At 58.3% G+C, this 13055-nt stretch carries 15 protein-coding genes; 11 read left to right on the top strand and 4 right to left on the bottom strand.

Going from position 1 to position 13055, the window contains the following annotated elements; all coding sequences use genetic code 11:
• Both DBR24_RS34520 and DBR24_RS30020 read right to left on the bottom strand, forming a co-directional pair.
• On the bottom strand, positions 1 to 1105 hold a 1105-nt coding region (locus DBR24_RS34520; RefSeq protein ID WP_371921384.1), incomplete at its 3' end, for a HAMP domain-containing protein.
• Positions 1106 to 1150: 45 nt separating this feature from the next.
• Positions 1151 to 2068, bottom strand: coding sequence for a putative 2-dehydropantoate 2-reductase (locus DBR24_RS30020; protein ID WP_128616503.1), 918 nt, complete (start codon positions 2066 to 2068; stop codon positions 1151 to 1153).
• Between the two features lie 140 nt (positions 2069 to 2208).
• On the opposite strand from DBR24_RS30020, the gene DBR24_RS30025 reads away from it, so the two are divergent.
• Together DBR24_RS30025 and DBR24_RS30030 are read left to right on the top strand one after the other, a co-directional pair.
• Positions 2209 to 2694, top strand: a complete 486-nt coding sequence (locus DBR24_RS30025; RefSeq protein ID WP_003227548.1) for a YajQ family cyclic di-GMP-binding protein — start codon at positions 2209 to 2211, stop codon at positions 2692 to 2694.
• Between the two features lie 139 nt (positions 2695 to 2833).
• Positions 2834 to 3673: a mechanosensitive ion channel family protein gene (locus DBR24_RS30030; protein WP_128616504.1), complete on the top strand. Its 840-nt coding sequence runs from the start codon at positions 2834 to 2836 to the stop codon at positions 3671 to 3673.
• A gap of 120 nt (positions 3674 to 3793) precedes the next feature.
• Here the strand turns inward: DBR24_RS30030 and DBR24_RS30035 are convergent, their stop codons facing one another.
• The gene (locus DBR24_RS30035; RefSeq protein ID WP_128616505.1) at positions 3794 to 5140 is read right to left on the bottom strand and encodes an OprD family porin; all 1347 of its coding nucleotides are present in this window, start codon (positions 5138 to 5140) and stop codon (positions 3794 to 3796) included.
• Positions 5141 to 6033: 893 nt separating this feature from the next.
• On the opposite strand from DBR24_RS30035, the gene DBR24_RS30040 reads away from it, so the two are divergent.
• Positions 6034 to 6459 (top strand): HIT domain-containing protein, encoded by a 426-nt coding sequence (locus tag DBR24_RS30040; RefSeq protein ID WP_123467222.1) that lies wholly within the window; start codon positions 6034 to 6036, stop codon positions 6457 to 6459.
• Positions 6460 to 6462: 3 nt separating this feature from the next.
• Positions 6463 to 6669 (top strand): SlyX family protein, encoded by a 207-nt coding sequence (locus DBR24_RS30045; protein WP_123467221.1) that lies wholly within the window; start codon positions 6463 to 6465, stop codon positions 6667 to 6669.
• Positions 6670 to 6741: 72 nt separating this feature from the next.
• On the opposite strand, the gene DBR24_RS34695 is transcribed toward DBR24_RS30045, so the two are convergent.
• Positions 6742 to 7344 carry a cold-shock protein gene (locus DBR24_RS34695; RefSeq protein ID WP_123467219.1) on the bottom strand — a complete coding sequence of 201 codons (603 nt, stop codon included), beginning with the start codon at positions 7342 to 7344 and terminating at the stop codon, positions 6742 to 6744.
• A gap of 313 nt (positions 7345 to 7657) precedes the next feature.
• Here DBR24_RS34695 and DBR24_RS30055 point away from each other — a divergent pair, with 313 nt between their 5' ends.
• The 7 genes from DBR24_RS30055 to ruvA form a co-directional block, all read left to right on the top strand.
• Entirely contained in the window at positions 7658 to 8128 is a 471-nt protein-coding gene (locus tag DBR24_RS30055) for a Dps family protein (protein ID WP_123467217.1), read from the top strand.
• Positions 8129 to 8314: 186 nt separating this feature from the next.
• Complete coding sequence (locus DBR24_RS30060; RefSeq protein WP_128616506.1) at positions 8315 to 8653, top strand: ribbon-helix-helix domain-containing protein; 339 nt, start codon at positions 8315 to 8317, stop codon at positions 8651 to 8653.
• 132 nt (positions 8654 to 8785) lie between these two features.
• Positions 8786 to 9007 carry an FmdB family zinc ribbon protein gene (locus DBR24_RS30065; RefSeq protein WP_025112785.1) on the top strand — a complete coding sequence of 74 codons (222 nt, stop codon included), beginning with the start codon at positions 8786 to 8788 and terminating at the stop codon, positions 9005 to 9007.
• A gap of 108 nt (positions 9008 to 9115) precedes the next feature.
• Positions 9116 to 10891, top strand: a complete 1776-nt coding sequence (aspS, locus tag DBR24_RS30070) for an aspartate--tRNA ligase (protein WP_123467213.1) — start codon at positions 9116 to 9118, stop codon at positions 10889 to 10891.
• 131 nt (positions 10892 to 11022) lie between these two features.
• Positions 11023 to 11769 (top strand): YebC/PmpR family DNA-binding transcriptional regulator, encoded by a 747-nt coding sequence (locus DBR24_RS30075; protein WP_123467211.1) that lies wholly within the window; start codon positions 11023 to 11025, stop codon positions 11767 to 11769.
• 140 nt (positions 11770 to 11909) lie between these two features.
• Positions 11910 to 12437, top strand: coding sequence for a crossover junction endodeoxyribonuclease RuvC (gene ruvC / locus DBR24_RS30080; protein ID WP_123467209.1), 528 nt, complete (start codon positions 11910 to 11912; stop codon positions 12435 to 12437).
• A gap of 114 nt (positions 12438 to 12551) precedes the next feature.
• Positions 12552 to 13055: Holliday junction branch migration protein RuvA (gene ruvA, locus DBR24_RS30085; protein ID WP_256591999.1), on the top strand; the 504-nt coding region annotated here is incomplete at its 3' end.

Genomic DNA, 13055 nt, shown 5'->3' on the forward strand with positions numbered 1-13055 from the left:
GTTCGTCGTCCTTGAACCAGGTCACCCGCTCGATTTTCGCCACGGTGTGTTCTTCCACAGTCTGCTTGAGTTGTGGCAGAAATGGCTTGAGTGGCTCGAACGCGAGGAAGATCGGCTGGTTCAGCGCTTCGTCCAGGCGTGTACCGGAAAGCGCACTGGCCTCCTGGTTCCACTGGGTGACATAAAGCTGTTCGTCGAGGGCGATCAGTGCCGAGGGCATCGAGTCGATGATGCTGTTGAGGTAGTTCTGGAAGCCGGTGAGCTTCTTCTCGATCTTGCTGCGCACCTGGACTTCCAGTTCCAGTTTGCGGTTGGTGTGGCGGGTTTCCTCGGCAAGCCCCTGCGCCTGATCGTAGGCGGCTTGCGAGTCATCGCGCGCACGCTTGAGCTGTTGCTCACGGGCTTCGATGCGCGACAGCATGGTGTTGAACGCTTCCGCGAGGCTGCCGATTTCGTCGTGGTTGCCCCGTGAGGCGCGCAGGGCATAGTTTTCCTCGCGGGTCACCTGGCGCGACAACTCTTCAAGTTGATGAATCGGATGGGTGATCAGGCGTTTGATCTGCCGGGCAATCACCAGCCACAGCAGCACACTGAAGATCAGGATGCCGAGGCTCGCAGTCAACGTGCCAGTGTAGAACGCCATCGGCAGCTCGCTGCTCGCGACCAGTAGCAAATGGCCCGGTGCGGTACCGGGGCGGGGCAGGGTGATCAACTGGTTACTGCGAAACTCGGTGAGTTGCCAGGCTTCGATGTGCCGGTAACGTTCCGGCAAGTTGAGTTTGTCGCCGCGTTGCATCTGCGCGAGCCGTTCGCCTTTGCCGTCATACAGCGCGGCGGCGCGCAGCGGAGAATAGCTGTCGAGTTCCTTGAGCAGGCGCTCGGCGCTTTGCGGCGATTCCAGGGCTTGTGACACCAGGCTGGGGTTGGAAATCAGCCGGCCGATGGTCTGCAGTGCCTGCGGCGCCATGCTTTCCTGGGAGATGTAGTAGGCGGCACTGATGAACGTCAGGTTGGCAACCAGCAGGACAGTGGTCAACAGCACCAGCAGGGCGGCCAGCAGTTTCTGGCCGACCGGCAGGTTTTCAAGGCGCTGGCGCAATGGCATCAGAGTAATCGCAGCAAAGGAACAAGCGGTCAGCGTAGCGGGTGCTCAGTCGCTGGGCAATCCAAGGCTGTGCAGATGAGCGACCAGGCGCACTTGCAACTGATTGAGATGGGGCAAGTGCAGTTGATGGCGCGTGGCAACTTTGCAGGCGTGGCCCAATAGATAACTGATTTCGGTACGGCGTCGGCTGGCCACGTCCTGATACATCGAAGAGTAATTGGCCGCGGTGGCCAGGATCACCCGCTCGACTTCCTGTTGCAGGTTGTCTGCCGCTGCCGGTTGGCCGCAGCGCTGCAGTAACTCGGTCAGTTCCGCGCACAGGATAGCGACTTCACAGTGATGCGCCTGCAATCCACCGTTACTGCAGTCATGCAGCACGGTCAGCGGGTTGATCGCACAGTTGAGCGCCAGCTTGCGCCACAGCCGGGTGAGGATATCGGTGCTCCACTCATGAGGGATTTTCGCCGCGTCCAGATCATCCAGCCAGATCGGCGCCACCGCATGCGCGACGTCGCCGAGCCAGGTGTAGCCGTGACCGGCAAACACCACCCGCCAGTCGCCGTCGCGAAAGGCGCCTTCGGTGCTCGAGGCGCTGATGCAGCGTGCCTGCGGGACGCGGTTGGCGACGGCGTCCTGACTGCCGAGGCCGTTTTGCAGCAAGATCAGTTCAGCGTCGGCTGTCAGGCGTGAAGCGAGGCCGGCGACGGCGTTTTCGGCGTCGTATGCCTTGCACGCCACGAGCAGGCGGCGGATCGGCTCTGGGTCGTCGGTCGTTTGCGCGGGGACGGCATAGGTGTTGGCTTCGCCGTGTTCGACCAGCGTCAGGCCGCCGGCTGCGTTATAGCTGCGCAAACGCTCGGCATCACGCACGATCAGCCGCACCGCCAGCCCCGCCCGGGCCAGGCGGGTGGCCCATAGCGTGCCGAGGCTGCCGGCGCCGAGAACGTGCCAGGGGGTGGACATCAGTTTTTCACTCGGTAAGGTACTGGCATGCAAGGCTCGCCGTATCGGTGGGAAAAGACCCGTTATAATGAGCCCGATTTTAACCGCAAGCCAAGCGCGCTCCATCCTCATCGGGCGCGCCTTTTTATTGGAGAGATTACATGCCGTCGTTCGACGTGGTATCCGAACTGGACAAACACGAGCTGACCAACGCGGTCGAGAACGCCGTGAAGGAACTCGATCGTCGTTATGACCTGAAAGGCAAAGGCAGCTTCGAGTTCAAGGAAAAGGACCTGACCGTCAACCTGACCGCTGAAGCCGGGTTCCAGCTGGAAGCGATGATCGAGATCCTGAAGCTGGCCCTGACCAAGCGCAAGATTGATGTGCAGTGCCTGGAAGTCAAAGACGCTTACGCCTCGGGCAAGCTGATGAAGCAGGACGCCATCCTCAAGGAAGGCATCGACAAGGAGCTGGCGAAGAAGATCGTCGCGCACATCAAGGACGCCAAGCTCAAGGTTCAGGCCGCCATCCAGGGCGAGCAGGTGCGTGTGACCGGCAAGAAGCGCGACGACCTGCAGGAAGCCATCGCGGCCCTGCGTGCCAAGGAATTCGGCATGCCACTGCAATTCAACAATTTCCGCGACTAAGCTTTCCGGTCGGGGAACCTCTCGGCGTTTTCAACGTCCGAGGGCCCAGCAGCGGCAGAAACGATTGAGCCCCAACAGGTTCAGTCTTTCTGCCGTTGATTTTTTACAGGCCGGGTAGCCGGAAATCAGGAGATAGAAGATGGATTTGAATGCTGAGGTAGACAACCTGGTCAAGGCATCCCAAGCGTGGATTCCGATGATCATGGAATACGGCAGCCGCGTGTTGCTGGCGGTGATTACCCTGGCGATCGGCTGGTGGTTGATCAACAAGGTCACGCAAAAGCTCGGCGGTCTGCTGGCCCTGCGCAATGCTGACCTGGCGCTGCAAGGCTTCATCAGCAGCCTGGCGAACATCATTCTCAAGGTGTTGCTGATCGTCAGCGTGGCCTCGATGATCGGTGTTGAAACCACCTCGTTCGTTGCCGCGATTGGTGCGGCGGGCCTGGCCATCGGCCTGGCATTGCAGGGCAGCCTGGCGAACTTCGCCGGCGGCGTGCTGATTCTGCTGTTCCGCCCGTTCCGCATCGGTGACTGGATCGAAGCGCAGGGCGTGTCGGGTACGGTCGACAGCATCCAGATTTTCCACACCGTGCTGCGTACCGGCGACAACAAGACCATCATCGTGCCGAATGGCAACCTGTCGAACGGCATCATCACCAACACCAATCGTCAGCCAACCCGCAAAGTGGTATTCGATGTGGGTGTCGATTACGAAGCCGATCTGCAAAAGGCCCGTCAGGTGCTGCTGGATCTGGCCAAAGATGAGCGTGTGCTGCAGGATCCTGCGCCGCAAGCCGTGATTTCGACACTGGGTGACAGTTCAATCACTGTATCCCTGCGTGTCTGGGTGAAAACCGCAGACTACTGGGATGTGCTGTTCATGTTTAACGAGCAGTCGCGTGATCGTTTAAAGACAGCCGGTATTGATATTCCGTTTCCACAGCGTGTGATTCGTGTGGTTCAGGAATCGGCGGTGTAATGATAGGTTGCTAATTAAGTGCCTGACTTGTTGGTCAGGCATTTATTACAAGTGACAGATAACAAAAAAGGCCCATCCGAAGATGGGCCTTTTTCATTCAACCAAACTAATCACTGACGATTACAAGATGTTCAGTGGGTACTCGGTGATCAGACGGAACTCGTTGATATTGCCTTCAGCCTGGTCGGTGTTGCCACGGTGCCATGCCTGACGGATACGGAAGGACAGATCTTTGGCCGGGCCGCTCTGAACTACGTACTTGGCTTCAAGGTTGGTTTCGTGATGTTTGCCATCTTCACCGTAACCGTACGAACGGTATGGGCTGTCAATCGCCATTTTGTCGCCGTCGATATCCCAGCCTTTAACATAGCGAGCCATGAAGCTCAGACCCGGTACACCGTACTCGGCCATTTTCAGGTCGTAACGAACCTGTGCAGACTTCTCGTTCGGACCGTTGAAGTCGGAGTACTGGATGGAGTTGGCAAGGAAGATCGAGTCGCCACCACGGTTGTTGTCACCCACACCGACGTAGTCGAATGGCGTATCACCATTGACCTTCTGGAAGGCCAGAGTAACGGTGTGTGCTTTCAGGAACGAAAGCGCAGTCGCCAGGGAGAACGTGGTGTTGCTTATGTCACCGGCTTTCGATTGGCCAGTATCGGTGGTGCGGTAAATGTTGAAGTCGGTGTTGAGCGAAGTATCACCACTGATCGGAGTGGTGAGGTTCACGTTGGAGTAGTACTGGTTCCAGATGTCCTTGAACTTCGAACCGTAGAGCGACACGCTCAGGTTGTCGGTGATGCCGTACTTGCCGCCGGCGAAGTCCATGGTCTTGCCGGTAACAGGGTTACGGGTGGTGCTGGAGTATTGCGAGTGCAGTTCGCCGTCGCTGTTCATCTCGTCCTGGCTGGAGGCCGAGTAGAAGTGACCTGCTTCCAGGTCCAGGTTCTGGACTTCGCTGCTCTGCAGTTGGAAGCCGGTAGCGGTCTGAGGAATCAGACGCGAGCCGCCGACAGCGAATACTGGAGAGGTGCTTGGCTGGAACTCACCGAATTTCAGCTCGGTTTTGGAGATGCGCGCCTTGATCGCTGCACCGGCTTTGCCCATGTTGTTCTGGACGCGGCCCTGGGAGTCGACGCTGGTGTTGCCCGAACCGGCGGTGCCGTCGCCGCCATCCAGTTTGATGCCCAGGTAACCGAATGCATCAACACCAACACCGACAGTACCTTGGGTGTAGCCAGAGCTGAAGTTGCCCAGGAAACCCTGTGTCCAGTCTATTTGATCGTTGGAATCGTTTTTCCGGTCACGGTTGAAGTAGTAGTTCTTCAACGTTTCGGTCAGCTTGGCGTCTTCAACAAAGCCTTTGGCTTCTGCCTGGTCACTAACAAACGGGGCGGCCGTAGCCACTTGAGTACTGGCTGCTGCTGCAACTGCCAGTGCGATCATGCTCCACTTCATCACGCGCATCGTGATTTGCTCCTTTGGTTTTAGAAGAGTACTGCCGTCCCACCTGTTTTATTATCTGGGCGGCTCTTTCTTTTTGTGTCGGCGCAAACTTATATCACGCCGACAATGTTGGCGATACTTGCTGATCCAACCTTTCAGCATCTTTACGACGTTGTCGCAGATGGCGTGGTGGATGTCGCAAATTCACAGTACCGACGCAGCCGGACTGACAACTTTCTCGCTGTTTTTTTTGCCTTCAGCATCGGTAAAAAAGAGTCCCTGGCAAAACACTTGAATCTCCATCGGGCAACCCTGCCACTGTTCTTATGGGGCTTAAGGCATCCACTTCCAGTGGTGCGCTTATAGTCCATATGGGTATGAATGCAACAAGCGTGCACAAACCGCAATTTTGCTGCGGTTATTTTTCTGAACACCCGCTTGAGCATGTGAAAACCTTGTGAAACCTAGGCTTCAAGCCCGATTTTTTCAGTGCTTGACGCCTTTCCTTCTATGGTGTTGCCGCACCGTAAAGTGCGCGTGACAACCAAAAACGTTACCGGTTCACCCCGCAAGTGAGTATTTGGCGGATGCCCGACGCACTTAGCGTAGACGCACTGTGCGGTTTTGGTGCAAAAAATTTTACAGCTGTTCCGGATTCATACAGTTGAGATCGGACTGGAGGCTGAGCGCAGCCGGGTTTTTCAGTCATTTCCTTGCTTTTGAAACCGATATGGGTGCTGTACTGGTGCGCGGCCTCGATAAATGTTCCATGCCGGGGCGGGCGCAGCGTTCACGATCATAGCCTTCGTGAAGGTCGGCGCAATCGCAGGTATGCTGCTGTCCTGTCGCTTGGTGCGTCTTTCGCGAGAAGGGCCGCTAAGCTGAATAATGTCGATCAGCCGGGAGTGCGCGCAGTGTTTGCTTTAGATTCACGACTTCAACAGGACACGCTGGTCATCGGTGACTTTCCGCTGTGCCGGCTGCTGCTGTCCAATGACGCCAACTACCCGTGGTTCATCCTGGTGCCTCGTCGTGACGATATCAGCGAGTTGTTTCAGTTGGATGTCGCCGACCAGCAGCAACTGTGGCAGGAAACCACCACGCTGGCCGAGTTGCTCAAGGATTCGTTCGACGCCGACAAGTTGAACGTGGCGACCCTGGGGAACGTCGTCAGTCAGTTGCACATGCATGTGATTGTGCGTAAGCGCGACGACGCCGCATGGCCGGCGCCGGTCTGGGGCAAGCACCCGGCCAGACCTTACAGCGCCGGGCAGGTGGCCGCGATTCGCGAGCGCCTGCGCCTGGTGCTGACCGAAGATTTCACGTTTCTGGAGGGCTGAATCATGAGCCTGGAACAACGCGTTACCGATCTGGAAAGCCGTCTGGCCTTTCAGGATGACACCATTCAGGCGTTGAACGACGTCCTGGTGGCACAGCAGCGGGTAGTCGAGCGGCTGCAATTGCAGATGGCCGCATTGCTCAAGCGTCAGGAGGAGATGGTCGGGCAGTTCGAATCGTTCGAGGAAGAGGCGCCGCCGCCACACTATTGAGCCGGGAGCTTTTCTCCAGGCATAAAAAAAACCGCGCACAGCTCAGGCTGTTCGCGGTTTTTTTGCTTTGGATCAGCGACGCGGCAGAGCGGCGATCACGTCTTCGGCTTGCAGACCCTTGTCCCGGTTCATCACCGAGAACTCCACGCGCTGGCCTTCGACCAGAACGCGGTGGCCTTCGCCACGGATGGCGCGAAAGTGCACGAAAATATCATCGCCGGAATCCCGGGAGATAAAGCCGAAGCCTTTGGAAGTGTTGAACCACTTGACGGTGCCGGTATCGCGGTTGCTCATGTCGTAGCTGGTTGGCGCGGCGGCAGGTGAAGACTTATAGAAGCTGACGGCCAGGTGCAGGATCACGGCCACCAGGGCAATAGCCAGGCTGAACAGCACGGCTGGCTGGCCGGCGATGACAGGCATCGGCGCGATCAGGGTCAGCGTTTGCAGGACGACGGTCAGGATCAGAAGCGCGCTGACCAGGTTTTGCAGATGCTGACGCGGGCCCTTGTTCCAGTACGGGATCACTGGGGCGAGAAGCAGGTTCAGCAGGCCGAAAAAGGCCAGGTAAAGTGCATCGGGTTGTTGCAGGTAGGGAACAGCTTCGGATTTCAAGCTAGGGATGAACGACAGCAGCAATGCCGCTGCGCCCATTAGCAGGTGGACGATTTTCAACATTTTGATTGGCTCACGTTTTATGACGGCTCACAAGGAAGAGCTGAAGGCGCACGGTTCGCTTCGAACAAAATAAAGAGGCGGTAGGCACGTACACGGCATCAGCCTATGCGCCACGCCCCGAAAAATGGGGCGTGGCGACACACTGCCTATTTAACAGCAAAGCCTGCGGCTACTCAAATCAGCCCGGCCGGCGGCATGGCGACGGTCGATTTGTCGCAGGCTGTGCACCCGATCAGGGCTGCGGGCCGTCAATAGCCTTGCTAGAGTGGGTCTGCACCTGTTGGATGAATTCAATCGCCGTTAGGGGGTAAACATGGCAATCGATATCGGTATCAGTGAAGAGGATCGCAAGTCCATCGTTGAGGGGCTGTCGCGTCTGCTGTCGGACACCTACGTGCTGTATCTGAAAACCCATAACTTCCACTGGAACGTGACCGGTCCCATGTTCCGTACGCTGCATTTGATGTTCGAAGAGCAATACAACGAACTGGCGCTGGCCGTGGACTTGATCGCCGAGCGTATCCGGGCCCTGGGGTTCCCGGCGCCGGGCGCCTATGCCACTTACGCACGTCTTTCTTCTATCAAGGAGGAGGAGGGGGTCCCGAGCGCGGAGGCCATGATCAAACAACTGGTCGAGGGACAGGAAGCCGTGACCCGCACCGCGCGCGGCATTTTTCCGCTGCTGGACAAGGTCAGCGACGAGCCGACGGCCGACTTGTTGACCCAGCGTATGCAAGTGCATGAGAAAACTGCATGGATGTTGCGCGCCTTGCTCGAGGCCTGACCGACGGCGCGCGCGGGCAGGCCTGAGGGTTGCTCGCGCGCTGTCCGCAATCTTACTGCTGTCGTTGGCTTATCCTACGTTGATGGTCAATAAGTCATCTGGATATAACTTTGCGTCTGCGCTTTTATGAAGGCCACAGGGAGTGACTTTCACAGCAGGCAGAGATGACAAAGGAGTGTCACCGATATGGTAGATGGAGACAGGCGAGGCGACAGCCATACTGGCGTGCCTCATGCGTTGAGAGTCGATTCGTTCGTCAATGAATTCGACATGTCATTGATCCGGCCGTTATCCCGGTCCGTTCGTTTGAATGGTTATGCGACCTGCCTGAGACTGGAGCAGGTCTACTGGAACATCCTCGGCCAGATGGCCGCCGACAATCGTTGTTCGGTCAGTTCACTGTTGTCCCGCGTCGATCGCGAAGTGCAATTGCGTCACGGGGGGGTGAAAAACTTCAGTGCGCTGGTTCGGGTCGTGTGCGTGATGAACGGCGCCAAGGAGAAGGCGCCCGCCATTGCGCTTTGAAAACGGCGGTCGTCCGTAAGGTCGCGGCCTGTGCAGTCTTACGGCTGCACAGGCCGCATTTAATGGATATAATCCCGCTCTTTCGCCGCAAAGCCCTGCGCGCGGTGGCAATCTGATCGCCGAGACACCCCCATGCCGATGTACGATTACCAATGTGCTTCCTGTGGTCATCAGTTGGAAGCCATTCAAAAGATCAGCGAGGCACCGCTGGTCGACTGCCCTGCCTGCCAGGCGCCAGAGCTCCGGAAACAGCTGTCCATGCCAGGCTTTCGCCTCAGCGGCAGCGGTTGGTACGAAACCGATTTCAAGACCGGCGCCAAGAAGAATCTGGCCGGTGGCGACAAATCTGACTAGGGTTCAGGCCCAGGTCGAACGACACGCGTGAGTTTCTACATGTCGCACAATGCTTGAGTGCGGCGGGATCTCCACCGAATTTCGAATTACGAGAAGCGAACCACTACCATGATGCGCAGCCACTATTGCGGCCAACTGAATGAAAGCCTGGAAGGCCAGGAAATTACCCTTTGCGGATGGGTTCACCGTCGCCGCGACCACGGCGGGGTGATTTTCCTCGATATCCGTGACCGTGATGGTCTGGCTCAGGTGGTGTTTGACCCGGATCGCGCCGAGAGCTTCGCCGCCGCTGACCGTGTGCGCAGCGAGTACGTGGTGAAGATCACCGGTAAAGTGCGTCTGCGTCCGGCCGGCGCGACCAACGCCAACATGGCGTCGGGCATGATCGAAGTGCTGGGTTACGAGCTGGAAGTGCTGAACGAGTCGGAAACCCCGCCGTTCCCGCTCAACGAATACTCCGACGTCGGCGAAGAAACCCGCCTGCGCTATCGTTTCCTCGACCTGCGTCGTCCGGAAATGGCCGAGAAGCTGCGTCTGCGTTCGCGCATGACCACCAGCATTCGTCGCTACCTCGACGAGAACGGCTTCCTTGACGTGGAAACGCCGATCCTGACTCGCGCAACGCCAGAAGGCGCCCGTGACTATCTGGTGCCAAGCCGTACTCACGCCGGTTCGTTCTTCGCCCTGCCGCAATCGCCGCAGCTGTTCAAGCAACTGCTGATGGTCGCCGGCTTCGACCGCTACTACCAGATCGCCAAGTGCTTCCGCGACGAAGACCTGCGTGCCGACCGTCAGCCTGAGTTCACTCAGATCGACATCGAGACCAGCTTCCTCGACGAAAAAGACATCATGGGCCTGACCGAAGGCATGATCCGCAACCTGTTCAAGGAAGTGCTGGATCTGGAATTCGGCGAATTCCCGCACATGACCTTCGAAGAAGCCATGCGTCGTTACGGCTCCGACAAGCCGGACCTGCGTAACCCGCTGGAACTGGTCGATGTTGCCGATCAACTCAAAGAAGTTGAATTCAAGGTCTTCAGCGGCCCGGCCAACGATCCGAAATGCCGTATCGCCGCACTGCGCGTTCCAGGCGGCGCGAGCATGCCGCGCAAGCAGATCGACGACTACACCAAGTTCGTCGGCATCTACGGTGCCAAGGGCCTGGCGTACATCAAGGTCAACGAGCGTGCTGCCGGTGTTGAAGGCCTGCAGTCGCCGATCGTGAAGAACATCCCTGAAGACAAGCTGAACGTGATCCTTGATCGCGTCGGTGCTGTCGATGGCGACATCGTGTTCTTCGGCGCCGACAAGGCCAAGATCGTCAGCGAAGCCCTGGGCGCGCTGCGGATCAAGCTCGGTCACGATCTGGACCTGCTGACCTGCAAGTGGGCACCGATGTGGGTCGTTGATTTCCCGATGTTCGAAGAAAACGACGACGGCAGCTTCTCGGCCCTGCACCACCCGTTCACTGCGCCGAAGTGCTCTCCTGAAGAACTGGAAGCCAATCCGGCCGGCGCACTGTCCCGTGCGTACGACATGGTTTTGAACGGCACTGAGCTGGGTGGCGGTTCGATCCGTATCCACCGCAAGGAAATGCAGCAAGCGGTGTTCCGCCTGCTGGGTATCAATGAAGCAGAACAGGAAGAGAAATTCGGCTTCCTGCTCGACGCGCTGAAGTACGGTGCACCGCCGCACGGTGGTCTGGCCTTCGGTCTGGATCGTCTGGTGATGCTGATGACCGGCGCCCAGTCGATCCGTGAAGTGATCGCCTTCCCGAAAACCCAGAGCGCTGCCGACGTCATGACGCAAGCACCGGGTGTGGTGGATGCCAAGGCGCTGCGCGAACTGCACATCCGTTTGCGCGAAACGCCAAAGGCTGAGTAAGACGGGCCTGAAGGCGCATCTTCGGATGCGCCTTTTTTCTTTCCAGAGAGAGCAGGTCGAGATTTTTTTGTTTGCCGGCCAGCGCAGTTTCGCGCGGCGGGCAACGTTTCAAAGAGAATTCGGAGCGAGTTATGGCAGGTCATTCCAAGTGGGCGAACATCAAGCACCGCAAAGAACGTCAGGATGCCAAGAGAGGCAAGATTTTCACCAAGTGGATCCGTGAACTGACCGTTGCCGCCCGTCAGGGCGGCGGCGATCCGGGTTCCAACCCGCGTCTGCGTCTGGCCCTGGACAAGGCGCTGGGTGCAAACATGAGCCGCGACATCATCGACCGCGCCGTGGCCCGTGGCGCCGGTGCGACCGAAGCGGACAACGTCGAGGAGCTGACCTACGAAGGGTACGGCCCGGGCGGTGTGGCGGTGATGGTCGAGTGCATGACCGACAACCGCAACCGTACTGCCGCCGCCGTGCGCCATGCGTTCAGCAAATGCGGGGGCAACCTTGGCACCGACGGTTCGGTGGCCTACCTGTTCGAACGCAAGGGCCAGATCAGCTTCGCGCCGGGCGTTGACGAGGATGCCTTGACCGAAGCGGCGCTGGAAGCCGATGCCGACGACGTGGTGACCCACGACGACGGTTCGATCGACGTGTTCACCTCTTTCACCAGCTTCTACGCCGTGCGCAACGCGCTGGAAGCGGCCGGGTTCAAGGGCGATGACGCGGAAATCGTGATGCAGCCGACCACCAGTGCCGAGCTGGATCTGGAAGGCGCGGAGAAGGTGCTCAAGATGATCGACATGCTTGAGGACCTCGATGATGTGCAGAACGTCTATTCCAATGCGGACATTCCGGAAGACGTGGCCGCTCAGCTCGGTTAAGAGCGACTAGGCTTGAATGTGGGAGCTGGCTTGCCAGCGATGGCGTCGACCCATCAGGTAATGATGGCGCTTGACACTCCGTCATCGCTGGCAAGCCAGCTCCCACATTTGTTTTTGTGTTATTTCGAACCAGCAGGCCTATGACTTTAATTCTTGGTATCGACCCCGGCTCGCGCATCACCGGTTACGGGATTGTTCGCGATACCGGGCGCGGTGGCTGTATCTACGTGGCCTCGGGCTGTATCCGCACCGGCGCCGGCGAGCTGCATGAGCGTCTGCAGATCGTCTATCGCGGCGTGCGTGAAATCATTCAGACCTACGGTCCGGTGACCATGGGCATCGAAAAAGTGTTCATGGCAAAAAATGCCGATTCAGCGCTGAAGCTGGGACAGGCCCGCGGGGCTGCTATTGTGGCGGGCGCTGAAGAGTGCCTGGAGATTGCCGAGTACACTGCAACACAGGTCAAGCAAGCCGTGGTCGGCACCGGGGCGGCTAATAAAGAACAAGTGCAGATGATGGTCATGCACATGCTGAAACTGACCAGCAAACCGCAGATCGATGCTTCGGATGCCCTGGCGATCGCCATTTGTCACGCGCACACCCGCTCCAGTCTGTTGCCTCACGGTCTGGGCGCCGCACGCAGTCGTGGCGGGCGCTTGCGTCTCTGATAGCATCAGCATCAATTTTTCCGGAATGCGGATAGCGCCCCTGGGTTGTCGGCACGCAACCCGCATTCCAACAGTCGCCAGCCCCCGGCTGGCCAGTGCTCAAGGATCTGAAACGTGATTGGACGCTTGCGCGGTACTCTGGCTGAGAAGCAGCCGCCGCACCTGATTCTGGATGTAAACGGCCTTGGGTATGAGCTGGAAGTGCCCATGACCACCCTTTATCGCCTGCCGTCGGTCGGTGAACCGCTGACCCTGCATACCCATTTGGTCGTACGCGAAGACGCGCAGTTACTCTATGGTTTTGCCGGCAAGCGTGAGCGAGACTTTTTTCGCGAGTTGATCCGTCTCAATGGTGTCGGGCCGAAGCTGGCGCTGGCACTGATGTCGAGCCTGGAAGTCGACGAGCTGATTCGCTGTGTGCAGTCGCAAGACACCTCGGCGTTGACCAAGGTGCCGGGGGTTGGCAAGAAGACTGCCGAACGTTTGCTGGTCGAACTGAAGGATCGCTTCAAGGCCTGGGAAACCTCGCCGGCGATGTTTGCTCTGGTGCCGAACCAGCCTGACGGCCCGGCGCCGGTCAATACCGCCGAAAACGACGCGGTCAGCGCGCTGATTTCC

It is taken from the genome of Pseudomonas sp. HMWF006 (assembly GCF_003061205.1).
GTDB lineage: Bacteria > Pseudomonadota > Gammaproteobacteria > Pseudomonadales > Pseudomonadaceae > Aquipseudomonas > Aquipseudomonas monsensis.